At 75.3% G+C, this 26778-nt stretch carries 20 protein-coding genes; 17 read left to right on the top strand and 3 right to left on the bottom strand.

Features of this window, described 5'->3' with window-relative positions; all coding sequences use genetic code 11:
- Positions 1-78: 78 nt before the first annotated feature.
- Positions 79-642, bottom strand: coding sequence for a hypothetical protein (locus tag AAEM63_RS10130; protein ID WP_341358150.1), 564 nt, complete (start codon positions 640-642; stop codon positions 79-81).
- A 178-nt stretch (positions 643-820) separates the two neighbouring features.
- Here AAEM63_RS10130 and lepA point away from each other — a divergent pair, with 178 nt between their 5' ends.
- A complete protein-coding gene (lepA, locus tag AAEM63_RS10125; RefSeq protein ID WP_341358149.1) occupies positions 821-2680 on the top strand; it encodes a translation elongation factor 4 in 1860 nt (619 codons plus the stop codon).
- Positions 2681-2688: 8 nt separating this feature from the next.
- A complete protein-coding gene (locus tag AAEM63_RS10120) occupies positions 2689-3330 on the top strand; it encodes an MOSC domain-containing protein (protein ID WP_341358148.1) in 642 nt (213 codons plus the stop codon).
- Positions 3331-3351: 21 nt separating this feature from the next.
- On the opposite strand, the gene AAEM63_RS10115 is transcribed toward AAEM63_RS10120, so the two are convergent.
- Positions 3352-3864 carry a GNAT family N-acetyltransferase gene (locus AAEM63_RS10115; protein WP_341358147.1) on the bottom strand — a complete coding sequence of 171 codons (513 nt, stop codon included), beginning with the start codon at positions 3862-3864 and terminating at the stop codon, positions 3352-3354.
- 19 nt (positions 3865-3883) lie between these two features.
- Here AAEM63_RS10115 and hemW point away from each other — a divergent pair, with 19 nt between their 5' ends.
- On the top strand, positions 3884-5134 hold the full coding sequence (gene hemW, locus AAEM63_RS10110) for a radical SAM family heme chaperone HemW (RefSeq protein ID WP_341358146.1): 1251 nt from the start codon (positions 3884-3886) through the stop codon (positions 5132-5134).
- 89 nt (positions 5135-5223) lie between these two features.
- Complete coding sequence (locus tag AAEM63_RS10105) at positions 5224-6186, top strand: hypothetical protein (RefSeq protein ID WP_341358145.1); 963 nt, start codon at positions 5224-5226, stop codon at positions 6184-6186.
- A gap of 60 nt (positions 6187-6246) precedes the next feature.
- On the opposite strand, the gene AAEM63_RS10100 is transcribed toward AAEM63_RS10105, so the two are convergent.
- Positions 6247-7134: a DUF3097 domain-containing protein gene (locus AAEM63_RS10100; protein WP_341358144.1), complete on the bottom strand. Its 888-nt coding sequence runs from the start codon at positions 7132-7134 to the stop codon at positions 6247-6249.
- Positions 7135-7243: 109 nt separating this feature from the next.
- Here AAEM63_RS10100 and hrcA point away from each other — a divergent pair, with 109 nt between their 5' ends.
- The 13 genes from hrcA to AAEM63_RS10035 all read left to right on the top strand — a co-directional run bounded on the left by hrcA (position 7244) and on the right by AAEM63_RS10035 (position 26778).
- Complete coding sequence (gene hrcA / locus AAEM63_RS10095) at positions 7244-8260, top strand: heat-inducible transcriptional repressor HrcA (RefSeq protein ID WP_341358143.1); 1017 nt, start codon at positions 7244-7246, stop codon at positions 8258-8260.
- Between the two features lie 159 nt (positions 8261-8419).
- Complete coding sequence (gene dnaJ, locus AAEM63_RS10090) at positions 8420-9541, top strand: molecular chaperone DnaJ (RefSeq protein WP_341358142.1); 1122 nt, start codon at positions 8420-8422, stop codon at positions 9539-9541.
- On the top strand, positions 9538-10326 hold the full coding sequence (locus AAEM63_RS10085) for a 16S rRNA (uracil(1498)-N(3))-methyltransferase (RefSeq protein ID WP_341358141.1): 789 nt from the start codon (positions 9538-9540) through the stop codon (positions 10324-10326). Before dnaJ ends, AAEM63_RS10085 begins: the two co-directional genes overlap by 4 nt.
- Before the next feature lie 87 nt (positions 10327-10413).
- Complete coding sequence (locus AAEM63_RS10080) at positions 10414-11484, top strand: PhoH family protein (RefSeq protein ID WP_341358140.1); 1071 nt, start codon at positions 10414-10416, stop codon at positions 11482-11484.
- On the top strand, positions 11481-11933 hold the full coding sequence (gene ybeY / locus AAEM63_RS10075; protein WP_341358139.1) for an rRNA maturation RNase YbeY: 453 nt from the start codon (positions 11481-11483) through the stop codon (positions 11931-11933). Before AAEM63_RS10080 ends, ybeY begins: the two co-directional genes overlap by 4 nt.
- Before the next feature lie 14 nt (positions 11934-11947).
- Positions 11948-13234 (top strand): hemolysin family protein, encoded by a 1287-nt coding sequence (locus AAEM63_RS10070; RefSeq protein WP_341358138.1) that lies wholly within the window; start codon positions 11948-11950, stop codon positions 13232-13234.
- On the top strand, positions 13231-14208 hold the full coding sequence (gene era / locus AAEM63_RS10065; RefSeq protein WP_341358137.1) for a GTPase Era: 978 nt from the start codon (positions 13231-13233) through the stop codon (positions 14206-14208). The genes AAEM63_RS10070 and era overlap by 4 nt, the downstream gene beginning before the upstream one ends.
- Before the next feature lie 44 nt (positions 14209-14252).
- Positions 14253-15731: a prolyl oligopeptidase family serine peptidase gene (locus tag AAEM63_RS10060; RefSeq protein ID WP_341358136.1), complete on the top strand. Its 1479-nt coding sequence runs from the start codon at positions 14253-14255 to the stop codon at positions 15729-15731.
- Between the two features lie 56 nt (positions 15732-15787).
- On the top strand, positions 15788-16612 hold the full coding sequence (locus tag AAEM63_RS10055) for a protein phosphatase 2C domain-containing protein (protein ID WP_341358135.1): 825 nt from the start codon (positions 15788-15790) through the stop codon (positions 16610-16612).
- Entirely contained in the window at positions 16609-18255 is a 1647-nt protein-coding gene (locus tag AAEM63_RS10050; RefSeq protein WP_341358134.1) for an FHA domain-containing protein, read from the top strand. The genes AAEM63_RS10055 and AAEM63_RS10050 overlap by 4 nt, the downstream gene beginning before the upstream one ends.
- Positions 18252-19820: a serine/threonine-protein kinase gene (locus AAEM63_RS10045; RefSeq protein ID WP_341358133.1), complete on the top strand. Its 1569-nt coding sequence runs from the start codon at positions 18252-18254 to the stop codon at positions 19818-19820. Before AAEM63_RS10050 ends, AAEM63_RS10045 begins: the two co-directional genes overlap by 4 nt.
- Entirely contained in the window at positions 19817-20524 is a 708-nt protein-coding gene (locus tag AAEM63_RS10040; RefSeq protein WP_341358132.1) for a hypothetical protein, read from the top strand. The genes AAEM63_RS10045 and AAEM63_RS10040 overlap by 4 nt, the downstream gene beginning before the upstream one ends.
- 110 nt (positions 20525-20634) lie before the next feature.
- The gene (locus AAEM63_RS10035) at positions 20635-26778 is read left to right on the top strand and encodes an Ig-like domain-containing protein (protein ID WP_341358131.1); all 6144 of its coding nucleotides are present in this window, start codon (positions 20635-20637) and stop codon (positions 26776-26778) included.

Raw genomic sequence — 26778 nt, 5'->3', positions numbered from 1 at the left:
CTGACCCGGTCAGGAGAGTGGCGGTGAACCGGTCAGGAGTGCAGCGGGGAACCGGTCAGGAGTGCAGCGGGGAACCGGTCAGGACAGCAGCAGGGCGACGGCGGTGCCGACCGAGGCGAGCACGGACAGCGGGATCGCCGCCACGGTGCCGACGAGCGCGAGCAGGGTGACGCGCAGGTCGTCGCGCAGGTAGGGCGCGTGGACCGGGCCGCCCGCCGCGACGAGGGCGGCCCGCTGCGCGGCCTCGACCCGGGGCAGGAAGCGCGCGGTGCGCAGGGCGTTCTCGGCGGCCGCGGCGTCGAGGGCGTCCATCTCGGCCCGCAGGTCACGTCCCGCCCTGCCGGGCTCGAGCACCACGAGCTCACCCGTGCCGACCGTGCGGTGGACCTGCAGGTCCGCCGTCTGGGCCTGGAGGCGCTCACGGCGCACGGCCAGCACCACCACCGGCACGGCCAGGACGGCGGCGAGGCCGAGCGGCACCCACGCCCACGCGCCGGTCGCGGTGACGCCCAGCGCCAGCCCGAGCAGCGCGAGCACGCCCACCCCGAGCCCGGCACCGGTGAGCAGGGCGGCGCCGGGCCGCCGCGCGACCCGCACGAGCGTGGGCACCACCTGGGCGAGGACGTCCGCCGTCGCAGTCATGCACCCAGGTTCGCACGCCCGCCGGCCCGGCGCCGAGCGGCCTCGCCCCGGGCGAACACGGCGTGCTCGCCGACGGCGTCTCCCTCCGGCGCGGCGCCCGCGCCCGGGCGTGGGACGATGGGGCCAGTCCGTGTCCCGCGCGCCCCCGCGCGCACCACCCCCGCAGAGGTAGCCCGCGTTGTCACCGATCCCCAGCCCGGCACTGTCGGCGCAGATCAGCCCGTCGGCCACGCCGCCGGAGCTGCTGCGCAACTTCAGCATCATCGCCCACATCGACCACGGGAAGTCGACGCTGGCGGACCGGATGCTCCAGCTGACCGGCGTGGTGGACTCACGGGCGATGCGCGCCCAGTACCTCGACCGCATGGACATCGAGCGTGAGCGCGGCATCACCATCAAGTCCCAGGCGGTGCGGATGCCATGGCAGGTGGGCGACCAGGCGTACGCGCTGAACATGATCGACACCCCGGGGCACGTCGACTTCTCCTACGAGGTCAACCGCTCGCTCGCCGCGTGCGAGGGGGCGGTCCTCCTCGTCGACGCCGCCCAGGGCATCGAGGCGCAGACCCTGGCCAACCTCTACATGGCCATGGAGAACGACCTCACGATCATCCCCGTCCTCAACAAGATCGACCTGCCGGCCGCGCAGCCGGAGAAGTACGCCGAGGAGCTCGCCGGCCTCATCGGCGGCGAGCCGGAGGACTGCCTGCGGGTCTCGGGCAAGACCGGGGAGGGGGTCCTGGAGCTCCTCGACCGCATCGTGCGCGACATCCCGGCACCGGTCGGTGACGCCGACGCGCCGTCCCGCGCCATGATCTTCGACTCCGTCTACGACACCTACCGCGGGGTCATCACCTACGTCCGGGTCATCGACGGGCACCTCAGCCCGCGCGAGCGCATCCAGATGATGTCGACCCGGGCCACCCACGAGCTGCTCGAGATCGGTGTCATCTCGCCCGAGCCCATCCCGTCGCAGGGCCTCGGGGTCGGTGAGGTGGGCTACCTCATCACGGGCGTGAAGGACGTGCGCCAGTCCAAGGTCGGCGACACGGTGACGAACCTGTCCAAGCCGGCCGCGCACGCCCTGGGCGGCTACCGCGAGCCCAAGCCGATGGTGTTCTCCGGGCTCTACCCGATCGACGGCTCGGACTACCCCGTGCTCCGCGACGCCCTCGACAAGCTCAAGCTCAACGACGCCGCCCTCGTCTACGAGCCCGAGACCTCCGTCGCGCTCGGCTTCGGGTTCCGCTGCGGCTTCCTCGGCCTGCTGCACCTGGAGATCGTCCGGGAGCGGCTCGAGCGCGAGTTCGACCTCGCCCTGATCTCCACGGCGCCGAACGTCTCCTACGACGTCGTCGCCGAGGACGGCAGCCAGGTGCGGGTGACCAACCCCAGCGAGTTCCCCGAGGGCAAGATCAGCCAGATCCGGGAGCCGGTCGTCAAGGCCACGATCCTGGCACCGAGCGAGTTCGTCGGCACGATCATGGAGCTCACCCAGAGCCGCCGGGGCACCCTCCTGGGCATGGACTACCTCTCCCCGGAGCGGGTCGAGCTGCGATACACCCTGCCGCTGGCCGAGATCGTCGGGGACTTCTTCGACCAGCTCAAGTCCAAGACCCGCGGCTACGCCTCGCTGGACTACGAGCCCTCGGGCGACCAGGAGGCCGACCTCGTCAAGGTCGACATCCTGCTCAACCACGAGCAGGTGGACGCGTTCTCCGCGATCGTCCACCGCGACAAGGCCTACACCTACGGCGTGACGATGGCCGAGAAGCTCAAGGAGCTCATCCCGCGGCAGCAGTTCGAGGTGCCGATCCAGGCCGCGGTGGGCGCGCGCGTCATCGCCCGCGAGACCATCCGCGCCCTGCGCAAGGACATGCTCGCCAAGTGCTACGGCGGAGACATCACCCGCAAGCGCAAGCTCCTGGAGAAGCAGAAGGAGGGCAAGAAGCGCATGAAGAACATCGGCCGGGTCGAGGTCCCGCAGGAGGCCTTCATCGCGGCCCTCACCTCCGACGCGCCCACGGGCAAGAAGTAGCCGCCGCCGTGCCCGTGGTCACCCACGTGTGCCGTGTGGCCCGGCTCCACCCGGATGCGGGCTCCGCCGGGGTCACCGCGATCGACAAGCGGCCCGTCGACGGCGCCGCCCGGGTGGGCACGTACGGGCTGCGCGGCGACGTCCAGGCAGACCGCAGGCACCACGGCGGCCCCGACAAGGCGCTCTACGCCGTCGACGCCGCCGAGGCCGAGCACTGGGCGGCGGTCCTGGGGCAGGATGTCCCGCCGGGTCGTCTGGGGGAGAACCTGCGCACCGCGGGTGTCGCCGTCGACGACGCCGAGATCGGCGAGCGGTGGCGGATCGGCGAGCGCCTCGAGGTGGAGGTGACCGGTCCGCGGACCCCCTGCGCGACGTTCGGCCGGTGGCTGCGCCAGGAGCGGTGGGTCTCGCGGTTCACCGAGCACGGGCGCACCGGTGCCTACCTGCGCGTGGTCGTGCCCGGCCCGGTCGCCGCCGGGGACGACGTCGTGGTCGTGCGCCGCCCGGGGCACGGGGTGAGCGTGAGCCGGTGGTTCACCGCCCAGGACCCCGCCGACGCCCGCACGCTCCTCGCCCACGCGGCCGACGAGGGCTGGCGGATGGCCGACTACCTGCGTGAGTACGTCGACCGGGCCGCCGCCCGCCCCTGACCCCGGCGGGGTCGCCGCGCGTCACAGTGCGACGGCCATCACCCGCTGCGGGCCGAGCCCGCCGCCGAGGTAGCGCCCGACGTCGACGAACCCGCCCGCGGTGTAGGCGCGCACCGCGGCCGGGTTGGCCTCGTTGACGGTGAGGACGAGGATCCGCGCGGCCGGGACCAGCTCGCGGGCCAGGACGCGCAGGAGCGGCACGGTCGCGCGGCCGATCCCGCGGTTCTGCTCCGCCGCGTCGAGGTAGAACCCGCGCAGCAGGGCCGCCTCGTCAGGCCGGTCGACGACGTCGGGCAGGTAGCCCAGCGAGTCGATCACCCCGAACCCGACCACCCGTCCGTCGTGCTCGACGGCGAAGGGTGTGCGGGTCGGCTCGGCGTCCGCGAGCGGCAGGGTCACCTCGGCCCGCGAGGAGAACGGCTCCTGCGCCGGCAGGGGGCGCAGCCGCGCCACGGCGGCCCGCCGGGCGGCGGTGGCGGGGTCGTCGCCGTCGAGCCGGTGCAGCGCGGTGCGAGGTTCGGGGGCACGGTCCACGTGGGAGACACTAGAGGCCATGGCACCGGCACTTCCCGACGGCGAGACGCCGCCCGACGACGGCAGGCTCCCGCTCTCCGCGGCCGCCGGCGCCGCCGACCGCGACCTCGGCGTGTACCTGCACGTGCCCTTCTGCCGGGTGCGGTGCGGGTACTGCGACTTCAACACCTACACCAACGCCGAGCTCGGCGGCGGCGCGAGCGCGCAGGCGTACGCCGAGACCGCCCGGCGCGAGATCGACCTCGCCGCCCGGGTCCTCGCCGACGAGGCGCTCGCGGCCGCCGGCATGCCGGCCCGCCCCGTGAGCACGGTCTTCGTCGGGGGCGGGACGCCGACCCTGCTGCCCGTGGGCGACCTGGCCGGGATGCTGGGCGCCGTCCGGGACGCCTGGGGCCTGGCCGACGGCGCGGAGGTCACCACCGAGGCCAACCCCGACTCCGTGGACGCGGCCGCGCTGGCGGCGCTGGCCGAGGCGGGCTTCACCCGGGTCTCCTTCGGCATGCAGTCGGCCGTGCCCGGCGTCCTCGCCACGCTCGACCGCACGCACGACCCCGCCCGCCTGCCCGACGTGGTGGCCCGGGCGAGGGCCGCCGGCCTGGCGGTGTCGGTCGACCTCATCTACGGCACGCCGGGGGAGTCCGTGGCGGACTGGCGCACGAGCCTGGACGCCGCGGTCGCGCTCGAGCCGGACCACGTCTCGGCCTACGCCCTCGTCGTCGAGCCCGGGACCCGGATGGGCGCCCAGGTCCGCCGCGGCGAGCTGCCGCTGCCCGACGACGACGACGCGGCCCGCAAGTACGAGCTCGCCGAGGAGGTGCTCGCCGGGGCCGGCTTGCACTGGTACGAGGTGTCGAACTTCGCGCGCCGGCCCGCCGACGCCTGCCGGCACAACCTCGCCTACTGGCGCGGGCACGACTGGTGGGGCGTCGGCCCGGGGGCGCACAGCCACGTCGGCGGCGTGCGGTGGTGGAACGTCAAGCACCCGCGTACCTACGCCCACCGGCTCGAGAGCGGTCTCAGTCCCGCCGCGGGGCGCGAGGTCCTCGGAGCGCGGGAGGCCGAGCTCGAGCGGATCATGCTCGGGGTCCGTCTGGCCGACGGCGTCGAGCTCAGGCCCGGCGGGGCCGTGCCGGGGCGCCTCGCAGCGGTGGTGACGGACCTCGTCCGGCGCGGCCTGGTCGAGCCGGGACCGGCCCGGGACGGCCGGGTCGCCCTGACGCTGCGGGGCCGGCTCCTCGCGGACGCCGTCGTGCGCGAGCTCACCGCCTGAGAACGGGCCGTAGGACTCTCCCGCCAGGCCACGTGGTGTGCCATCGTCATGAGGGACAGGGCGCGTCCGACGAGTGCGAGGACCCACCAGTGAGCCAGAGCCCGCCTCCCCCCGGGGAGACCCCCGACCGCATCCCCGACGAGCCGCGCGACGACGAGCGCCACGACGCCCCCTGGGCGCCCGCGGGCGGCGAGCCGCCGCAGTACGGCGAGCGGGTACCTCCGCCGCAGTACGGGCAGCAGGCCCCGCCCCAGTACGGCCAGCAGGCGCCGCCGCAGTACGGGCAGCAGGCACCCCCGGCCTACGGGCAGCCCCCGCAGCAGGGCCAGTACGGCGGCCAGTACGGCCCCGGCCAGGCGCCGTACGTCGCCCTCCAGACCCCGCCCGTCTCCGTCGGTGAGGCCTTCCGCTACGCGTGGCAGGCGTTCAAGGTCAACGCGGGCCCGTGGGTGCTCGCCGCGCTGGTGATGCTCGTCGTGAGCAGCACCGGCACGAGCATCGAGCGCACGATCCGCAACGCGGGAGCGCCCTCCGGCGACGCCGGGTGGGTCATGATGACCTTCGACCCCGCGGCGTCGCTGGTGAACATCATCTTCACGATCATCAACTTCGCGATCGGGGCCGCGCTCGTCTCGGCCGCCCTGCGCACCGTGGACGGCAGGAGGATCCAGGTCGGGGACTTCCTCTCCGTGCCGAACTTCCTCCAGGCGCTGCTCGCCGCGGTCCTGCTGTCGCTCGCGATGTTCGTCGGCATCCTCCTGCTGGTGATCCCGGGTCTGATCATCGGGGTGCTGGGGATGTTCTACCTGCACTTCGCCATCGACCGCCGGCTCTCCGCCGTCGACTCGCTCCGGGCGAGCTTCGTCCTCGTCAAGGACAACCTCGGCACGGCCGTCCTGCTCATCCTCGCGGCCCTCGGCGTCGTCATCCTCGGCGCGCTGGCCCTGGTCGTGGGGCTCCTCGTGGCGTTCCCGCTCGTCGTCATCGCCTCGGCGTTCGTCTACCGCCGGCTCACCGGCGGCGTCGTCATGGTGCCGGGCAGCGCGGGCTGACCGGCCGGGCGGCGCCGGCCGGCGGTCGCACCCGAGTGATGGCCCGCGCCGCGGGCGCCATCACTCCGGCACGCCGGTGACGAAGTCGATGAGCTCCTCCATCCGGCCCAGCAGGGCGGGCGAGAGGTCCTTGTAGGACCGGACCGTGCCGAGGATCCGCTTCCACCCCGAGGCGATGTCCGCCTGGTCGCGGTGGGGCCAGCCCAGGGCGGCGAGGGTGCCGACCTTGATGTCGGTCCCGCGCGGGACGTCCGGCCACTCCTGCAGCCCCACCCGCTCGGGCCGCACCGCCTGCCACACGTCGACGTAGGGGTGGCCCAGGACGAGCACGTGCTCACCCGCGGCGCCCGCCGTCACCTCGGCGGCGATCCGGGACTCCTTCGAACCCGGGACGAGGTGGTCAACGAGCACCCCGGCGCGCCGGCCCGGGCCGGGACGGAAGTCCCGCAGCGCGGCGGCGAGGTTGTCCACGCCGTCGAGCAGCTCGACGACGACGCCCTCGACCCGGAGGTCGTCGCCCCACACCCGCTCGACGAGCTCGGCGTCGTGGCGGCCCTCGACCCAGATCCGCGACGCCCGCGCCACCCGGGCGCGCTCGCGCTCGACGGCGAGCGAGCCGGACGCCGTCAGCCGCCGGCCGCCCGCGGTCCGCGGACCCTGCGGTGCCCGCGCCGCCGCCGGGGGGACCAGCCGGACCGGCCGGCCCTCGACCCAGAACCCCGCGCCCAGCGGGAACGTCCGGGTCCGGCCGCGACGGTCCTCGAGCACGACCACGTGCATGCCGCCGGACTTCTCCACCCGGACCACGGCGCCGACCCAGCCGGTGCCGACCTCCTCCACCACGAGGCCCTTCTCCGCGGCCCGGTCCGTGGTGGTGGGCCGGTGGGCGTAGGCGCCCGCGCGGTGGGGGTCGGCGGAGAGGATGTCGGTGCCGTAGCGGTCGTCCACCCGGGCAGGGTAGGCCGCCGGTGGCGCGCCCCCACGCAGCGTGCGCGGGCGTGGCGCGTAGGATTAGCACTCGAAGGCCGAGAGTGCTGGCCCGGCGGAGGGAGGAACCGTGAGCGAGGACCGCAGGCTCGACGTGCTGCGCGCGATCGTGCAGGACTACGTCCAGACGAGGGAGCCGGTCGGCTCCCGGGTGCTCGTCGAGCGCCACTCCCTCGGCGTCTCCCCGGCCACCATCCGCAACGACATGGCCGTCCTGGAGGAGCTGGGGTACATCGCCCAGCCGCACACCTCGGCCGGACGCGTCCCGACCGACAAGGGCTACCGCGCCTTCGTGGACCAGATCTCCACGCTCAAGCCCCTCTCGGTCCCCGAGCGCCGCGCCATCGCCAACCTCCTGGACACCGCGGTCGACCTCGACGACGTCGTCGAGCGGACCGTGCGCCTGCTCGCGCAGCTGACCCACCAGGTCGCCGTCGTGCAGTACCCGTCGCTGCGGCGCTCGGCCCTGCGCCATCTCGAGCTCGTCCTGCTCAGCCCGCACCGGCTGCTCGTGGTCATCATCACCGACGCGGGCCGGGTGGAGCAGCGCACCGTCGAGACCGGCAACGAGCTCGACCCCGGGGTGGTCGGCGAGCTGCGCGCCCGGCTCAACGTCGCGTGCGCCGGCCGGCGCCTCGGCGCCATCGTCGAGCCGCTCGCGGCGCTGCCCCCGCAGTTCGCCCCCGAGCACCGCCCGCTGGTGGAGGCGGTGAGCGAGGAGGTCCTGGACACGCTGCGCCTGGACGCCGAGGAGCGCATCGTCATGGCGGGAACGGCCAACCTGGCGCGCTCCGACGTCGACTTCAGCCGCACCATCGGTCCCGTCCTGGAGGCCCTGGAGGAGCAGGTGGTGCTCCTTCGGCTGTTCTCGGAGATGGAGGACGACGTCGCCGTGCGGATCGGGTCGGAGAACCGCTCCGAGGCGCTCTCGGAGGCCTCCCTCGTCGCGAGCGCGTACGGTGGTTCCGCACCCGCGGAGGGGATCGCCCGGCTGGGCGTGCTCGGCCCCACCCGGATGGACTACCCCGGCACCATGGCCTCCGTCCGCGCGGTGGCCCGCTACCTCTCCCGGTTCCTTGCCGGGTGACCGCACCGGCGGTCCGGCCCGTCCGGACCCGCCCACCGCGGCCGGCCCGTCCGGACCGCAGCGCACCGCCGGCCCGTCCGGCCCCCACCCCCAGGCCGGCGCCCCGGCCACGACCGCAGGCCGGCAGCCCCCGGCCCGAAGCCGACAGAGAGTGACCCCGTGAGCGACTACTACGAGATCCTCGGTGTCTCCCGCCAGGCGAGCGCCGAGGAGATCAAGAAGGCCTACCGCAAGCTCGCCCGCAAGCTCCACCCCGACGTCGCGGGGCCGGACGTGGCGGACGAGTTCAAGGAGGTCACCCGGGCGTACGAGGTCCTGTCCAACCCGGAGAAGCGCCAGCTCTACGACATGGGCGGCGAGTCCGCCCTCGGTGGCGGGGGCGGCGGCGCCGGGTTCGGCGGCTTCCAGGACATCTTCGAGACCTTCTTCGGCGCGGCCGCGGGCGGTGCCCCCCGAGGGCCCGTCCCGCGCGGGCGCCGCGGCCAGGACGCCCTCGTGCGCCTGGACATCGACCTCGAGGAGGCGGTCTTCGGCGGCAGCCGCGACCTCCAGGTCGACACCGCCGTCGTGTGCGGCACCTGCCAGGGCTCGTGCTGCCGGCCCGGGACCTCCCCGCGCACCTGCGAGGTCTGCCACGGCCGCGGCTCCGTCCAGCGTGTGACCCGATCCTTCCTCGGCCAGGTCATGGCGACCACCGCGTGCTCGGCCTGCCAGGGCCACGGCACCGTCATCCCCGACCCCTGCCCGGACTGCGCCGGCGAGGGACGCGTGCGCACCCGCCGCACCATCAACGTCCAGGTGCCCGCGGGCGTGGACTCCGGCACCCGCATCCGGATGACCGGCCAGGGCGAGGTCGGCCCGGGCGGGGGGCCCGCCGGCGACCTCTACGTCGAGATCCGCGAGAAGCCCCACCCCGTGTTCGTCCGTCGCGGGGACGACCTGCACTGCACCATGGGCATCCCCATGACGGCCGCGGCGCTGGGCACCGTCCTGCCGCTGGAGTCCTTCGACGGTCCGCGCGAGGTCGACGTGGCGCCGGGCACCCAGCCCGAGCAGGTCGTCACCCTGCCGGGCCTGGGCGTGGGGCACCTGCACCGGCCCGGCCGCGGTGACCTCCACGTCCACCTCGACGTCCAGGTGCCCACCCGCCTGGACGAGCGCCAGCGCGAGCTCCTCGCCGAGCTCGCGTCGCTGCGCGGCGAGGAGCAGCCCGAGGCCCGCCTGGCCGCCTCGGGCTCGGGGGTCTTCTCCAAGCTGCGCGAGAAGCTCGCCGGGAGATGACCACCGCGGTCTTCCTCGCCGACCTCGACGGTGCCGCGCCCGGCACCGTCGTGACCGTCACCGGCGACGAGGCCCGTCACGCCGTCGCCGTGCGGCGCCTGCGCGTGGGTGAGGCCGTCGACCTCGTCGACGGCGCAGGCGCCCGGGCGAGCGGCACGGTCGTGACCGCCGCGCGCGAGGAGCTCGGGGTGGAGGTCGAGACCCTCACCCACGAGCCCCCACCCGGGGTCCGGCTGGTCCTGGTCCAGGCGCTGGCGAAGGGCGGGCGTGACGAGCAGGCGGTGGAGACCGCCACCGAGCTCGGTGCGGACGCCGTCGTCCCCTGGCAGGCCGAGCGGTCCGTCTCCGTCTGGTCCGGGCCGAGGGCGGAGAAGGGCCGGCGCCGCTGGGCGGCCGTGGCCCTCGCCGCCGCCAAGCAGTCCCGCCGGGCCTGGGTCCCGGCGGTCCACGAGCCCGTCACCACCCGGGAGCTGGCCGCGGCGGTGGCCACCACCGTGGCGGCGGGCGGCGTGGTCCTCGTCCTGCACGAGCGCGCCACCAGACCGCTCGCCGCCGTCCCGCTCCCCGGACCGGGCACGCTCGCGCCGGGCGCCCACGGGCTGGCCCACGCCGTCGACGTCGCCGTCGTCGTCGGTCCCGAGGGCGGCATCACCGACGCCGAGGTGGCCGCCCTGGAGGCGGGCGGGGCGCGCGCCGTGCTGCTCGGGCCCCACGTGCTGCGCACCTCCACCGCCGGACCCGCCGCGCTGGCCGTGCTCGCGCAACGGCTCGGCCGCTGGGGCTGACCGGGCACGCACCCGATATCCTGGGCACGCACGGCGCGCGCCGTGCGTCCCACCGACCGAGGAGAGCCTGGGCCGCCGGCCCGACCCATGACGCAGCAGACCGCTCCCGGCGACGGCACCCACGTCCCCGGCCACGTCCAGCACCAGGTCACCGTCCCCGACGACGTCCCCATGGTGGTCCTCCTCGGCCAGCGCGACGAGGTGCTGCGCGCCGTCGAGCGGGGCTTCCCCGCCGTGGACGTCCACGTCCGCGGCAACGTCCTGACCCTCACGGGGCCCGTGGGCGACGTCGCCCTCGCCGAGCGCCTGGTCGACGAGCTCTCCACCGTCGCCGGGGCCGGGCAGGCCCTGTCCGCCGACGCCGTCGAGCGGGCCATCGCCATGCTCACCGCGCCCAGCGCCGCCCGCCCGGCGGAGGTCCTCACCCAGAACATCCTGTCCAACCGCGGGCGGACCATCCGGCCCAAGACGCTGGGCCAGAAGCGCTACGTCGACGCCATCGACGCCTCCACCATCGTCTTCGGCATCGGCCCGGCGGGCACGGGCAAGACCTACCTCGCGATGGCCAAGGCCGTCGGTGCGCTGCAGAACAAGCAGGTGAGCCGGATCGTCCTGACCCGGCCCGCGGTCGAGGCCGGCGAGCGCCTGGGCTACCTGCCCGGCTCCCTCAGCGAGAAGATCGACCCCTACCTGCGGCCCCTCTACGACGCCCTGCACGACATGCTCGACCCTGAGTCGATCCCCAAGCTCATGGCGGCCGGGACCATCGAGGTCGCCCCGCTGGCGTACATGCGCGGACGGACCCTCAACGACGCCTTCATCATCCTCGACGAGGCCCAGAACACCTCCCCGGAGCAGATGAAGATGTTCCTCACCCGCCTGGGGTTCGGCTCGAAGGTCGTCGTCACCGGCGACGTCACCCAGGTGGACCTGCCCAGCGGCACCCGGTCGGGCCTGCGGGTGGTCCAGGAGATCCTCGACGACATCGAGGACGTCACGTTCTGCCGGCTCACCAGCGCCGACGTCGTGCGCCACCGGCTGGTGGGCGACATCATCGACGCCTACGAGCGCTGGGACGCCACCGTCCGCTCCCGCGAGGGCGAGCGCGCGCGCGCCGAGCTGCGTGAGCGGCGCGAGGGGCGCGGTGGCCGGCGATGAGCACCGAGATCAACAACGAGTCCGGCTACGAGGTCGACGGCGAGGAGTTCGCCGCCCTGGCCCGCTACGTCCTGGACGAGATGCGCGTGCACCCCCAGGCGGAGCTGTCGATCCTCTTCGTCACCACCGACGTCATGGCCGAGCTGCACGAGCGCTGGATGGACGAGCCCGGCCCCACCGACGTCCTGTCCTTCCCCATGGACGAGCTGCGCCCGGCGCGCGAGGGCGAGCAGCCCGCCGAGGGCACGCTCGGCGACATCGTGCTGTGCCCCGAGGTGGCCGCCACCCAGGCCCGCACCGCGGGTCACTCCACCGTGGAGGAGCTCCTCCTGCTCACCACGCACGGCATCCTCCACCTCCTCGGGTACGACCACGCCGAGCCGGACGAGGAGAAGGAGATGTTCGACCTCCAGCGCCGGCTCCTCCTGACCTTCCTCGCGGGCCGCTGACGCCGGTGGACGGCATGATCGACCAGGTCCCCGAGGTGTGGCTCGGTCTCCTCGTCGTCGTCGGCGCCGCCGTCGGGGCCACCCTCAGCGCGGGCGAGGCCGCCCTCGCGCGCATCACCCGCGCGGCGGCCGGCGAGCTCGCGGCGACCGGTCACCGCCACGGCGCGACCGTGGTGCGCCTGGTCGAGCGCCGCGCCGCCGCGATGGCCGCCACCGCGTTCGTCCGCCTGCTCGCGGAGATGACCGCGGCGGTGTGCCTCACCCTCGTCGTGGCCGACCTGCTCCCGCGCTGGTGGCAGGTGCTGGCTGTCTCCGTCGTGCTCACCGCCGTCCTCGTCACGGTCGTCGTCGGGGTCTCCCCGCGCAGCGTCGGCCGGCGCAACCCCACCGGCGTCCTGGGCGTCCTCGCGCCCGTCATCGCCCCGCTCGCGGGCTTCGGCGCGGTGGCCCTGCGCATCTCGGCGAGCCTGCACCCCCGCTCGCCGCGCACCCTGGAGGAGGAGCGGGAGGAGCGCGACGAGGAGCTGCGCGACATGGTCGACCGGGTGAGCGAGTCCGAGCAGATCGAGGAGGACGAGCGCGAGCTGCTCCAGTCGGTCTTCGAGCTCGGCCGCACCCTCACCCGGGAGGTCATGGTCCCGCGCACCGACATGGTCACCATCGACGCCGACGAGAACCTCGAGAAGGCCATCACCCTGTTCACCCGGTCGGGCTACTCCCGTGTCCCGGTCGTGGGGGAGTCCACCGACGACCTGCGCGGCGTGCTCTACCTCAAGGACGTCATGCGCCGGGTCCACCGGCGCCAGGACACCGCCGGCCTCACCGCCGCCGAGGTCATGCGCGAGCCGGTGTTCGTGCCCGAGACCAAGCTCGTGGACGACCTCCTGCGTGAGATGCAGGCCGAGAGCGTCCACATCGCCATGGTCGTCGACGAGTACGGCGGCATCGCCGGGCTCGTCACGATCGAGGACCTGCTCGAGGAGCTCGTCGGGGAGATGGTCGACGAGCACGACCGGGCCGAGCCCGAGGTCGAGGACCTCGGGGACGGGACCGTGCGCGTCCCCGCCCGCCTTCCGGTGGACGACCTCGGCGAGATCTTCGGCCTGGAGATCGACGACGACGACGTCGACTCCGCCGGCGGCCTGCTGGCCAAGGCGCTGGGCAAGGTGCCGCTGCCGGGCGCCGAGGTCGACGTCCTGGGCCTCCACCTCGTCGCCGAGCGCGCCGAGGGCCGCCGGCGACGCGTCTCCACCCTGCTGGCCAGCCGTGCCGGCGGACCCCCCGACGAGGAGCAACCATGACCTTCCCCTCCGACGACGAGCTCACCGCCGGGCCCAACGCCCTCGAGGGCCTCGTGCGCGTGGACTGGCCCGAGGACTTCCGCGCCGGCTTCGCCTGCCTCGTCGGGCGGCCCAACGCCGGCAAGTCCACCCTCACCAACGCGCTCGTGGGCCAGAAGGTCGCGATCACGTCCGGCCGGCCCCAGACCACCCGGCACACGATCCGCGGGATCGTCCACCGCGAGGACGGCCAGCTCGTCCTCGTCGACACCCCCGGGCTGCACCGCCCCCGCACCCTCCTGGGCCAGCGGCTCAACGACCTCGTCCGCGAGACCCTCGGCGAGGTCGACGTCATCGTCTTCTGCCTGCCCGCCGACGAGAGGATCGGCCCGGGGGACCGGTTCATCGCCCGCGAGCTCGGCCAGCAGCGCACGCCCGTGGTCGCCGTGGCCACCAAGGCCGACCTCGTCAGCCGTGAACGCCTCGCCGAGCACCTCCTCGAGATCGACCAGCTCGGCTCCTGGGCGGACATCGTGCCCGTCTCCGCCGTCGCCGGCGACCAGGTCGACGTGCTCACCGACGTCCTCTTCGCGCGCCTGCCGCTCTCCCCGCCGCTCTACCCCGACGGCGAGCTGACCGACGAGCCCGAGAACGTCATGATCGCCGAGCTGGTGCGGGAGGCCGCCCTGGAGGGGGTGCGCGACGAGCTGCCCCACTCCCTGGCCGTCGTCGTCGAGGAGATCAACGAGCGGCCCCGCGACGAGGACGACCCCCGGCCCCCGATGCTCGACGTCCACGTCAACCTCTACGTCGAGCGGCCCTCGCAGAAGGCGATCATCATCGGCAAGGGCGGTGCGCGGCTGCGTGACGTCGGCACGCGCGCCCGCAAGGGCATCGAGGCGCTGCTGGGCGCGCGGGTCTACCTCGACCTGCACGTGCGGGTGGCCAAGGACTGGCAGCGTGACCCCAAGCTGCTCCAGCGGCTCGGCTTCTGACCACCGCGCGCGGGCGCGTCAGCGCCGAGAACTACCCTGAGCGGGTGAGATACCGCAGGCTGGCCGCCACCGTCGTGGTGGTCCTCGTCCTGGGTCTCGTCGGCGCCTTCGCCGGCCCGGGGTGGAACCCCCAGCCCCTCGGCCACACCGTCGTCCCGGAGACGCCGGACACAACCATCGGCTCGGACGTCCTCACCCCGCCCGTGGGGACCTACGAGGTCGCCAGCGAGGTCGTGGAGGTCCGCGTGGACGACGGCGTCACCGTGCAGGCGACGATCGCCTCGCCCGTCGGGGCGCCCGGGCTGCGGCCGGCGGTGCTGTTCATGCACGGCGCCGGGACGGCCACGCACGAGAACTTCGCCGACACCACCACCGACCTCGCCAGCGCCGGGGTCGTGACGATGGTGCCGGACAAGCGCGCCGACACCTACACCACGCGGTCGCGCGACTACCCCGGCATGGCCGAGGACTACCTCGACTCCCTCGCGGTCCTGCGCGAGCACGACGGCGTCGACCCGGCCCGGGTGGGGGTCTACGGGGAGAGCGAGGGCGCCATCCCCGCGCCGATCGCGGCCGCCGGGAACGACGACGTGGCCTTCGTCGTGCTCGTCTCCGCCCCGGTGGTGCCCATCCGGGAGCAGGGCGCGCTGGCGGCGGACTCCTACCTGCGCGACGTCGGCGTCCCCGACCAGGTGCTGCGCGCCATCCCGCGGCTGGTGGGCGGCACGTTGCCGGGCGGCGGGTTCGAGTACTTCGACTTCGACCCCTCCCCGTACCACCAGCGGCTCACCCAGCCGGTCCTCGTCGTCTACGGCACCGCGGACGCCTCGATGCCCATCGTCCAGGGCCCCGAGGTCCTCGTGCGCGACCTCGAGCGCGCCGGCAACGACCTGTACACGATCCGGTACTACGCCGGGGCGAACCACGGCATCCGCATCGACGGCGTCCTGGCGCCCGGGTTCACCGAGGACCTCGCGCGGTGGATCCTCGGGCTGCCCGAGACGGCCGACGCCCAGCCCAGGATCGCGGGGGACCAGCCGGTCCAGGCCTACCGGGCCGAGCCGGTGGACCAGCCGCGCTGGTTCGCCACCGGGGACATGATGGTCGCCTCGTTCCTCGTCGGGTTCGGCCTGCTGGCGCTCGGCGCCGTCACCGCCGCCGCCGGGCAGGTGCCCCGCCTGTGGGGGCGGCGGGCCGGGGCCCTGCCCGCCCCGCTGGGGCGCCACACCGCCGCGCTGAGCCTGGCGACGACGGCGACCTGGGTGCTGTTCGGGTCCTACCTCGTCGGCGTGGCCGACCTCGCCCTGAACTACCGCACCAACCCGCTGCTCGCCCAGGGCGGGTGGCTCGTCGCGCAGCTCGTGGGCATCCTCGCCGCCGCGCTGCTCGTGCAGGTGGTCGAGACCTGGTGGCGTCGCGGCGCCCGCGGGACGGGCCGCGCGGTCGTGGTGCTGACCCTGCTCGGCGCGCTCGTCCTGCTCGTCACCGCGGCGTACTGGGGGGTGTACCCCGCGCTGCTGTGAGGCCGGACGGGCGGTTTCTGGCACCCTGGGTCCCTGGACTTCACGAGAGGGTACGGATGTCGATCGAGTGGGGCGTGGCCTCGGACACGGGCGGGCGCCGCAGCATCAACGAGGACGCCGCCCTGGCGCGCCCCCCGGTCTTCGTCGTCGCCGACGGGATGGGCGGGCACGCCCGCGGCGAGATGGCCAGCGCCGCCGTCGTCGACGCCTTCCGACCGCTCGCCGGTGCGCCGGGGCCGATCGCCCCGGCCGACGTCGAGGCGGCGGTGGCCGCCGCGGCCGGCCGGATCCGCGCGACGATGGCCCGCGAGGGGGCCGACGCCACCGGTGACGCGTCGGCCGGCACCACGGTCGCCGGCGCGATCCTCACCGAGCAGGGCGGGGAGCCCTACTGGCTCGTGCTCAACGTGGGGGACTCGCGCGTCTACCGCCTCGCGGAGGGCCGGCTGCAGCAGATCAGCGTCGACCACTCGCTGGTGCAGGAGATGGTCGACGCCGGGACCCTCGACGCCGCCGACGCCCGTCACCACCCGCGCCGCAACGTCATCACCCGGGCCGTGGGCACCGGCGGGGACAGCTCCGTGGACTTCTGGATGCTGCGGGTGCTCCCCGACGAACGTCTCCTGCTGTGCACCGACGGTCTGACCGGCGAGCTGGAGGAGGACCGCATCGCCGAGATCCTCACCGCCGTCCCCGGCGCGGAGGACGCCGCCCGCGCGCTCGTGGCGGAGGCGGTGCGCGACGGCGCGAACGACAACGTCACCGTGGTCGTCGTCGACGCCGGCGACCCGGACCGGGCGGGCGGCCGCACCGTGCCGAGCCCGGCCGCGGCGGCGGACGAGGACGAGGACGGCTCCACGCTGCCACAGGCGGGGGCATGAGCGTGCACGAGTACCGCAGCGGCAGCTGGATCGCCCTCGTGGGTGACCGGGCCGTCGCCCTGCTGCACCCCTCGGTCGGGCTCGGCGCCGCCCGCGAGCTGTGGCGGCTCACCCGCGACGGCTCGCGGCTGGCCACCTGGGTCGAGCACCTCGCCGCAGGGGGCATCCGGGCGCTGCCGTCCTTCGCGATGGTCGAGGCCCACCCGGACGGTCTCGCCGTGCTCGTGCGTGGGGACCTCGCGGTGCGCGTCGGTGAGGAGAGCGTCACCGGGGCGGGCTACGCCACCTGGCGCGAGCAGGTGCTCGGCGGCGGTGCGGGGTTCACGATCAGCGCGGGTGCGACCGGTGCGACCGGTGCGACCGGTGCGGCGGGAGCGGCCGGTGCGGTGGGAGCGGCGGTGGCCGGTGCGGGCGTCGAGCCCGCCGAGCCCGGTGGCGACCTCGGCGCCGCCGACTGGCTGCCGCTGGTCGGGGGGATCGCCCTCGCGGGCGCCCTGCGCTCCGTCACGACGTCCGACGCCCACGCCGGTCTCCTCCTGGCCGAGGGGGAGAGCGAGGAGGACCTCGAGCTGACCCTCATGCAGGCCCCGGCGCTGGCGGCGGCCCTCGGCCGCGGCGAAGGCACCCCCGCCGCGCCGCCGGCGGAGCCCCCCGCCACGGGCGCCCCGCCCGCGGCGGCGAGCTCGCCGGCGGCCGCACCGCCTCAGGTGGAGCCGGCGGGGGTCGCCGGTCCGGACGATGGCCCGGACGACCGTTACGACCACCTGCTGTGGTCGACCGAGCAGGCCGCTGAGGCCGCGTCCGAGCCGGTCGCGGAGGCCGCGTCCGCGCGCGCCGGGAGTGCGTCCGCGCCCGCCGAGAGCGCGTCCGCGCCGGCCGAGACCGCCAGCGGCGTGTCGCCGGGGACCCCCGGCGACAGGTCCCTCGAGACGACGTACCTGCCCGAGGCGACGGACGGCGCGGCGTCCGCAGCCGACCCGCCCGCACCCGCACCCGCCCTGCCCGCACCAGCCCTGCCCGCGTCCGCCCCGCCCGCGCCCGCGGCGACCCCGGACCGACGGGCGCGCCCCGCGATCATCTCGTCGGTCCCGTGGTCGACCGGTCCGCGCGAGGCGGACGCCTCCGTCGCGCGCGAGGACGAGCCCAGCGAGCCAGGCGCGGGAGGGGACGAACGGCGCGGCCTGACCGGCGAGCGTCCGTCCCTCGAGCGGGGGCCCAGCCCCGAGGACACCGTCCTGCGCGGGGAGCTGCCCCACCTGACGGACCCCGCGGAGGAGACGGCCACCGACGCCGCGCTCGAGCTCGTCCTGCCTTCCGGCGCCCGGGTGGAGGTGACCCGTCCGGTGCTCCTGGGCCGGGCGCCCGAGGCGACCCGCTTCGCCGGGCCCGACGCCCCCCGGCTCGTCGCCGTGCCCAACCCCCAGCGCGACGTCTCCGGCACCCACGTCGAGGTCCGGCCCGCCGGTGACCACGTCGTCGTCACCGACATGAGCTCGACGAACGGCACGGTCGTGCACGTCGCGGGCCAGCCCGCGCTGCGGCTGCGGCCCGGTGCCGGCGTGCCGGTGCCGGCCGGCGGGGAGCTCGAGCTCGGGGCCGAGGTCCGGGTGCGCGTCGCCCGGGCGGGGGAGACGCCCGCGTGAGCCCACGACAGCCCGCCCCGGCTCCCGCGCTGCCCGGGTACACGTTCGAGCGCCCCCTCGGCTCCGGGGGCTTCGCCGACGTGTACCTCTACACCCAGCACATGCCGCGCCGTCAGGTGGCGGTCAAGGTCCTCACGGCCGACGCGACGGCCTCGCGCGAGCAGTTCGACGCCGAGGCCAACGTCATGGCCCAGCTGTCGTCCCACTCCTCGATCGTGGCGATCTTCCACGCGGGGGTGGCCGCCGACGGCCGGCCCTACCTCGTCATGCAGTACTGCCCGCTGCCCAACCTCGCCGAGCGCATCCGCACCCGGCCGCTGTCGGTGGCCGAGGCGCTCGGCATCGGGATCCGCCTCGCGGGGGCGGTCGAGACCGCGCACCGCGCGGGCATCGTCCACCGCGACATCAAGCCCGCCAACATCCTCACCACCGAGTACGGCCGGCCCGCGCTGACCGACTTCGGCATCGCCGGGCTCGTCGGGGCCGCGGCGGAGGACACGGCGGGGGTCTCGATCCCCTGGGCGCCCCCGGAGTCCGTGGAGGGTCGCCCGGCCCCCGGCGTGAGCGGCGACGTCTACTCCCTGGCCGCGACCGTCCACACGCTCCTGGCCGGCCGGTCGCCGTTCACCCGGCCCGGCGGACCCAACACCCGGCTGGACTACACGCGCCGGATCCGCCGTGACCCCGTGCCCCCCACCGGGCGCGAGGACGTCCCCGCCTCGCTCGAGCGGGCGCTCGCCCGCGGCATGGCCAAGCAGCCCGCCCAGCGCTACGCCTCGGCGCTGGACCTCGGCCGGGCGCTGCAGGTGGTCGAGCAGGAGCTGCGCCTGCCGGTGACCGACATCGAGGTGCCGGACACCTCCTGGATGCAGGCGGCCCGCGGCGGCGGGGACGGCGAGGGCCGCACGGAGGTCCGCCGGGTCATCGAGGTCGACCCCACGCTCGCCCGGGCCCGGGTGGTCACCGAGGAGCGGCCGCCCGGCCCCCGGGAGACCGGGCGGGCGGGTGACGGCGACGCGGCCGACGTCGCCCCGGCCGACGACGACGCCGGGACCGTCCTGCGCGGGGCCACCGTCGTCCGGGACGAGAGCGACGACGTGACCCGCGCCCGTCCGCGCCCACTCGCCGCGCCCGACGCGGCGCCCGACGCCGCGCCGGCCGAGAGGCCGGCGCGCCGGGGCCGCCTCGTCCTCGCCGGTGTCGCGGTCCTCCTCGTCGCCGGCGGCGTCGTCGCGGCCGGGGCGCTGCGCGGTGAGGAGCCGCCGGAGCCGACCGAGGTCACCGGGACCGGGCTGGCGATGCCGGAGCGGGTGGCGAGCCCGGTGTCGCTCGCGGGCAGCCGCGAGGGCACCACCGTGACGTTCACGTGGTCGCCCCCGGAGGGTGCGGGCGAGGTGACCTACACCTGGCAGCGCACCGACCCCGGTGCCGACCCCCAGGTGCGGCCCGCGGCCGAGCCGGTCGCCGTCGTCGAGGGGGCCGAGGCCACCGTCTGCGTGGCGGTCAAGGTGCGCCTGCCCAACGGCACGACGTCGGCGCAGCCGGCCGAGGCGTGCGTCCCGTGACGGCGCGCGGGGCCGCCGGGCTGAGGGTCGAGTTCTGCGGCGAGCTCTACGACGTCACGGAGACCTTCGTCATCGGCCGCGAGGGCCCGCTCGAGCTCGACGACAACCCCTACCTGCACCGCCGGTTCCTCGAGATCGTCCGGCACGAGGACCTGTGGTGGATCCACAACGTCGGCTCCCGCCTGTCGGCCACGCTGGCCGACCCCGACGGCAGCACCCAGGCCTGGCTCGCGCCGGGCGCGCGCCTGCCCCTGGTCTACGCCCGCACGGTCGTCCTCTTCACCGCCGGCCCCACGACCTACGAGCTCACCGTGGACAACGACGACCCGGCGTTCCTGCCCACCCGCCCCGTCCAGGACGAGGTGGGGGAGACCACCGTCGGCCCCGTCGACCTCACCCCGTCCCAGCGGCTGCTCGTCCTGGCCCTCGCCGAGCCCGTCCTCACCGGTCGCGGCACCACCGCGACGATCCCCACCTCGGCCCAGGCCGCCGCCCGGCTCGGCTGGGCGCTGACCCGGTTCAACCGCAAGCTCGACAACGTGTGCGACAAGCTCCACCGCCACGGCGTGCGCGGCCTGCGTGGCGGCCCGGGGCGGCTCGCGGTCAACCGGCGCGCCCGCCTCGTCGAGCACGCGGTCGCGTCCCGGCTGGTGGTGGCGGAGGAGCTGGCGCTGCTCGACACCGCCGCGGCGCCCGAGCGGTAGCCGGGATGGGGAGTTCTCCCCACCTGCTGCCCCCCATTGCGGACGTCCCCCTGCGCTAGCATGCATCGCGGTGCCCGGACCGGGACCAAGTGCTCATCCCAGGGGGAGTCGTGGGACTTTTCGCGCGCCCGACCGGCGCCCGGAAGGCGCAGCGCCGCCGGGAGGCCCGCCGCAAGGTGGCCTCGGCGACCGTCCTGTCCCTCGTGACCGGTGGCGTCGTCGCCGCGAGCCTGCTCTACGACGGCGTCGCGACGGCTGACGTCGAGCTCCACGACGGCGGGGTGTGGGTCTCCTCCTCGGCCGAGCTGCGGGTCGGACGCGTGAACCATCCCGTCCAGGAGCTGGACGGCTCGGTGACCTCCGCCACGCAGGACGTCGACGTCCTCCAGGAGGGGTCGGACGTCTTCGTCCTCGACGACGGCGCCGGTGTGCTCTCCCCGCTGGACGTCGCCACGGTCGCCACCACCGGCGGCATCACCCTCCCGGCCGAGCGGAGCGTGGCGCTGGGCGGCGGCGTGCTGGCGGTCCTCGACCGTGCGGCCGGCACGGTGCGCACGGCACCCGCCGGCGCCCCCGGGGCGCTGGGCGACGACGAGGCCGAGCCCCAGGCGTCCCTCGGTGCCGGCGCCGTGCTGACCGTCGGCACCGACGGCACCGCCTACGGCGTCTCCACCGCCGAGGCCGAGGTCGTGACCATCCCCGCGGGTACCGAGCGGCTCCAGGCCGAGGCCGCGGCCGCCGACGCGGAGGCGCCGGTGCTGCCCACCGAGCCGCTCGGCGTGGAGCCGGCGGAGCTCGCCGACGCCGAGACCCAGGCCAGCGTCGTCGGCGAGGAGGTCGTGGTCCTCACGCGCACCGCGGAGGGTGACGTCAGCCTCCTCGTCCCCGGCGAGGAGCCCCGAGACCTCACGGGCCTGGGCCTGGACACCTCCCGGGTGGTCCTCCAGCAGCCGGGCGAGGCCGCGACCGACGTCGCTCTCGCCACCGCCGACGCCCTCGTCCGGGTCCCGCTGGCCGGCGGCGAGCCGGTGGTCCTGCGCGCCCCGGTCGCGGGCGAGCCCGCCGCCCCGGCCGTCGTGGGCGGGTGCGTGCACGCCGCCTGGGCCGGGGGTGAGCCGCACTACCTCGTCCAGTGCGGCGACGGCGCGCCCACCGACGCGGCCGTCCCGGCGACGACCACCCCCGGGGAGCTGGTCTTCCGGACCAACCACGGCCTCGTCGTCCTCAACGACACCCTCTCCGGCACCGCCTACCTCGTCACCGAGGCGATGACGATCGTCGACAACTGGGACGACGTCACCCCGCCGGACGCCAGCGACGAGCTCGAGGAGGAGTCCCAGCAGGACATCACCGACGAGATCCCGCTCGACCGGGAGGCCGAGAACCGCCCGCCCGTCGCCGAGGACGACGACGTCGGTGTCCGGCCCGGGGCCACGGCGGTGCTCGAGGTGCTCGCCAACGACACCGACCCCGACGGCGACGTCCTGACGGTCTCGGGGTTCGAGGGCTTCCCGGCCGCGACCGTGCGCCCCGTCGTCGGGGGCCGGGCGCTGCAGGTCCAGGTCCCCACGGACGCGACCGGCACGGGCTCGCTGACCTACACCGTGGACGACGGCCGCGGCGGCGAGGCGGGCGCCGCCGTCGCCGTGCGGGTCGTCCCCGAGGAGGTCAACAACCCGCCGGAGCAGCTCCGGCCCCTGCGCCTGACCCTCTCCACCGGTGCGACCGGCACGGTCGACGTCCTGTCCCACCTGCGCGACCCCGACGGCGACGAGCTCGTCGTCACCGGCGCGAGCGCCACCACCGACGACGTCGTGCGGTACACCCCCGACGGCCTGGTGACCTTCGTCGACTCCGGGGTCAGCGCCGGCGTCAAGCCGGTGACGGTCCTCGTCTCGGACGCGCGCGCCGTCACCGAGGTGACCCTCGAGGTCGACGTGCGCGACACCTCGCTGCCCCCGGTGCCGGTCTACGACCACGTCCGCGCCACGGTGGGGGAGGAGGTCGTCGTCGAGCCCGTCGCCAACGACACGGACCCCGACGGCGAGCCGCTGCGTCTGGCCAACGTCCAGCCGTCCGGCGACGTCACGGTCGTCCCGGACTACGACGCCGGATCCTTCCGCTTCCGCGCCGACGTCGCCCAGACCGCCTACCTCACCTACGTCGTCGTCGACGACTCCGGCAAGGACGCCACCGGGCTGGTCCGCGTCGACGTCGTCGAGCCCGCACCCGGGGCCCCCGTCGCCGTGCAGGACACGGCGCTGCTGCCCGTGGGCGGGTCGGTCCTCGTCGACGTCCTCGCCAACGACGAGGACCCCACCGGCGCGCTCCTGGCCGTCCAGCAGGTCGACGTCCCCGCCGGCTCGGGCCTCGTCGTCTCCGTCCTGCAGCACCGCATCCTCAAGATCTCCGCGACGGAGGTCCTGGCGGCCGCGACCCGCTTCACGTACACCGTGTCCAACGGCGAGGCCGCGGCCACCGGCGAGGTCGTCGTCCTGCCGGTCGGGGCCGACGCCGCCCCCCAGCCGCCCGTCGCCGAGCCCGACGTCGCGACCGTGCGCGCCGGCGACTTCGTGACCGTCCCGGTCCTGCAGAACGACTCCCACCCCTCGGGGCTGGAGTTCGAGCTGGACCCCGAGCTCGCCGAGACACCCACCCAGGGCCACATGTTCGTCTCGGGGGAGACGGTGCGCTTCCGGGCACCGGAGCAGCCGCAGACGGTCCACGCCGTCTACCGGGTGGTCGACGAGCTCGGCGGTGAGGCCTCGGCACAGGTCACCGTGCACGTCCAGGCCGACGCCGAGCACAACTCCGCCCCGCTGCCGCGCCCGGTGGAGACCCGCGCCTTCGGCGGCGAGCGCATCCGCATCCCCGTCCCGCTGTTCGGCATCGACCCCGACGGCGACTCGGTCCAGCTCCTCGGCACCGGCGAGGCGCCCACGCTCGGGCGGGTGGTCGAGGTCGGGCCGGGCTACCTCGACTACGAGGCCTACGGCCACCTCGCGGGCACCGACTCCTTCACGTACACGGTGCGCGACCGCCTCGGTCTGGTCGCCGCCGCCCCCGTCCGGGTGGCCGTCGTCCCGCCGCCGCAGACCAACCGCCCCCCGCAGGCCCAGGACGACACCGCCGTCGTGCGGCCGGGGCGGGAGGTCACCGTCGACGTGCTGCTCAACGACACCGACCCCGACGGCGACCCCCTCTACCTCGCCCCCGACGAGCCCTTCGACCCGGTCGACGGCGTCGAGATCGGTGTCGCCGAGGGCCGGCTGCGGATGGTCACCCCGGCGGAGCCGACGACGTTCACGCTCGCCTACCGCGTCACCGACCAGCGCGGCGGCCAGGACACCGGCCTGCTCGGCGTCACCGTCTCCCCGGACGCCCCGCTCGCGCCGCCCGTGGCCCGCGACGACCTCGTCCAGGCCGCCGACATCATCGGCCACGACGTCGTCACCGTCCCGGTCCTCGACAACGACGAGGACCCCGACGGCACCGCCGAGGCCCTGACCGTCCGCGTCGAGGGGGCCGACGGCGTCACCGTCGAGGGCGACCAGCTGCGCGCCCCGGTCCTGCCCTCCCGCCAGGTCATCACGTACGAGGTCACCGACGTCGACGGCAACAGCGCGTGGGCGTTCGTCGACATCCCGGGTGCGCAGGACACCGGGCCCGTGCTCCGCACCGACGCCGAGCCCGTGCGGGTGCGCACCGGTCAGCGCGTCGACATCGCGCTGGCCGACCACGTCGTCGCCCCGAGCGGGCGGGACGTGCGCCTGACCGACTCCGCCTCGGTGTCGGCGACGAGCTCCGACGGCTCCGCGCCGGTCGTCGACGCCACCACGCTGACGTTCACCTCCGCCGACGGGTACGTCGGGCCGGCGTCGATCACCTTCGAGGTGACGGACGGCGACAGCGCCGAGGACGGGCTGTCCTCGGTGCTGACCCTGCCGATCACCGTCGAGCCCGACGGCGGCAACACCCCGCCCACCTTCGCCGGCGGCTCGGTGGAGGTCGCCCCGGCGGAGGAGGCCGTCACCCTCAACCTGCGCAACCTCGTCACCGACGCCGACACGGCCGACTTCAACCGGCTCGAGTACGAGCTCGTCGGCGTCCCCGACGGCTTTGCCGCCACGGTCGAGGGGCCCTACCTGTCGGTCTCGGTCCCCGCCGACACCCTCGCCGGGACCCGGGGACGCATCGAGGTGGCCGTCTCCGACCCCGTGAACCCGCCCGTGACCGGGGTCGTCGAGGCCCTCGTCGTACCGTCCACCCGCCCCCTCGCCGGCGTCACCGACGTCGACCTGGGCACGGTGGACCAGGGCGACACCGTCACCCGCGACGTCCTCGCCGGGGCCTACAACCCCTTCCCCGAGCCGCTGAGCCTCGTCGGGGCCGTGGTCGAGGCGGGTGCCGCGCAGGCCTCGGTCGACGGCGGGCGCCTCTCCGTGACCCCGGGCGCGGACTTCGTCGGCCGTGTCGTCGTGCGCTTCACCGTCGCCGACGCCACCGGCGACCCGGCCCGGCAGGTCGAGGGCCGCGCCACGATGAACGTCGTCGGCGTCCCCGCCCGCCCCGCCCCGCCCCGGGTCGAGGACGTGCGCGACCGGACGGTCGTGCTGTCCTGGACGGCGCCGGCGGACAACGGCGCCCCCATCACCGGCTACCGGGTGGAGACCGCCGGGTCGACGACGGCGTGCGCGACGACGACGTGCACGGTCACCGGCCTGACGAACGACGTCGAGTACACCTTCACCGTCACTGCGACCAACGCCGTCGGCGACTCCGAGCCGTCCGGACCCTCCGCCGTCGCCCGGCCCGACGTGCGCCCCGAACGGCCCGCCCCGCCGACCCTGACCTTCGGCGACGCCAGCCTCGAGATCACCTGGACCGAGCCGCCCACCGCCGGCTCGCCGGTGGAGTCCTACGACCTGCAGATCTCCCCGGCCGTCGGCTCGGGACAGGTCACCGTCACCGGGACGTCCCACACGTGGACCGGCCTGACGAACGGCCAGGAGTACCGCGTCCAGGTCCGGGCGCGCAACGCCGCCCCGGACCCGTCCGAGTGGTCCGGCTGGTCCGCCGGGGAGGTCCCCGCCGGGGTGCCGGACACCCCGGCGGCACCGCGGGTCCAGCGCGTCGACGACCCGGTCGCCGAGCAGATCACCGCCGCCTGGGAGGCGCCCTACGCCAACGGCGACGCCGTCTCGCAGTACCAGGTGCAGATCCTCCGCGACGGCGCCGCCTTCCGGGAGTTCACCGTGCCGGCGTCGACGACCTCGTTCCAGGAGGACGCCCCGGCCGGGTCGAGCTACACGGTCACCGTCGCCGCGCAGAACAAGGCCGGCTGGTCCGGGACGTCGCCGCAGTCCGCGCCGGTGCGCTCGTTCGCCAAGCCCTCCGCGCCGGGCACACCCACCGCCACCGCCACCGGCCAGGACGGGGTGGTCCAGCTCGAGTTCACCGCCGCCCAGCCCAACGGCGACGCCATCACCGGCTACCAGGTCTCCGTCAACGGCGGCGCCTGGCAGAACCTGCGGGCCGACCGCCGCGTCACGGGCCTGCAGGACGGCTCCAGCTACACCTTCCGGGTGCGGGCCACCAACACCTACCCCGGCGACCCCTCCGGCGCGTCGAACACCGCGGTGCCCTACGGACCGCTAGGGAACCCGACCATCCGTGCCAACGCCAACAGCGACCAGGTGACGTTCACGTGGAGCACGCCGGACGGCAACGGCCGGGCGATCACCGCCACCGAGGTGCGCTTCAAGGACGGCGGCAACGCCTGGACCGGGTGGCAGCGGGTCGCGGCGAACGACTCGGCCCGCCGCGGCGGGTCGTGGGACACGCTCTACCAGGGGGAGGTGCGGGTCATCCGGGAGGACGGCGCGCGCACGAGCGCCTCCGCCTCCGCCCGTACCGCCCCGCCACCCCCGCCGCCGACCAACCCCCGCGTGGAGGTCAGCCGCACCCGCTCGGCGATCGGCGCTCCCTACGGCGAGTGCACGCACGTCTCCTGCGCCTACCTCGACGCCCGCTACTGGGACCTGCCGGCCGGGAGCTACACGGTCACCTTCTACGCCAACGGCACGTACGTCTCCGGCTCCAGCTCCAACGGCAAGGTCCACAGCCTGCGCGGGGACGGCCTGCTCCAGACCACGATGTACCGCGGCTACCCGGGCGAACGGGTCCGCGTCGTCTTCGACGGCCCGGTCCGCGAGGAGCACACCCTCGTCTGGCCCAACGCCCCGGCCGGCTGA

The sequence above is a fragment of the Georgenia sp. M64 genome, from assembly GCF_038049925.1.
Taxonomy (GTDB): Bacteria; Actinomycetota; Actinomycetes; order Actinomycetales; family Actinomycetaceae; genus Georgenia.
Note: the sequence above shows the minus strand (reverse complement) of the source record. Positions and strands in the feature narration are given on the sequence as shown.

Coding starts and splice junctions, on each gene's coding strand:
- era (WP_341358137.1), top strand. CDS start 13,231: ATGACCTTCCCCTCCGACGACGAGCTCACCGCCGGGCCCAACGCCCTC.
- hemW (WP_341358146.1), top strand. CDS start 3,884: ATGGCACCGGCACTTCCCGACGGCGAGACGCCGCCCGACGACGGCAGG.
- AAEM63_RS10080 (WP_341358140.1), top strand. CDS start 10,414: ATGACGCAGCAGACCGCTCCCGGCGACGGCACCCACGTCCCCGGCCAC.
- AAEM63_RS10070 (WP_341358138.1), top strand. CDS start 11,948: ATGATCGACCAGGTCCCCGAGGTGTGGCTCGGTCTCCTCGTCGTCGTC.
- AAEM63_RS10050 (WP_341358134.1), top strand. CDS start 16,609: ATGAGCGTGCACGAGTACCGCAGCGGCAGCTGGATCGCCCTCGTGGGT.
- ybeY (WP_341358139.1), top strand. CDS start 11,481: ATGAGCACCGAGATCAACAACGAGTCCGGCTACGAGGTCGACGGCGAG.
- AAEM63_RS10130 (WP_341358150.1), bottom strand. CDS start 642: ATGACTGCGACGGCGGACGTCCTCGCCCAGGTGGTGCCCACGCTCGTG.
- AAEM63_RS10055 (WP_341358135.1), top strand. CDS start 15,788: ATGTCGATCGAGTGGGGCGTGGCCTCGGACACGGGCGGGCGCCGCAGC.
- AAEM63_RS10085 (WP_341358141.1), top strand. CDS start 9,538: ATGACCACCGCGGTCTTCCTCGCCGACCTCGACGGTGCCGCGCCCGGC.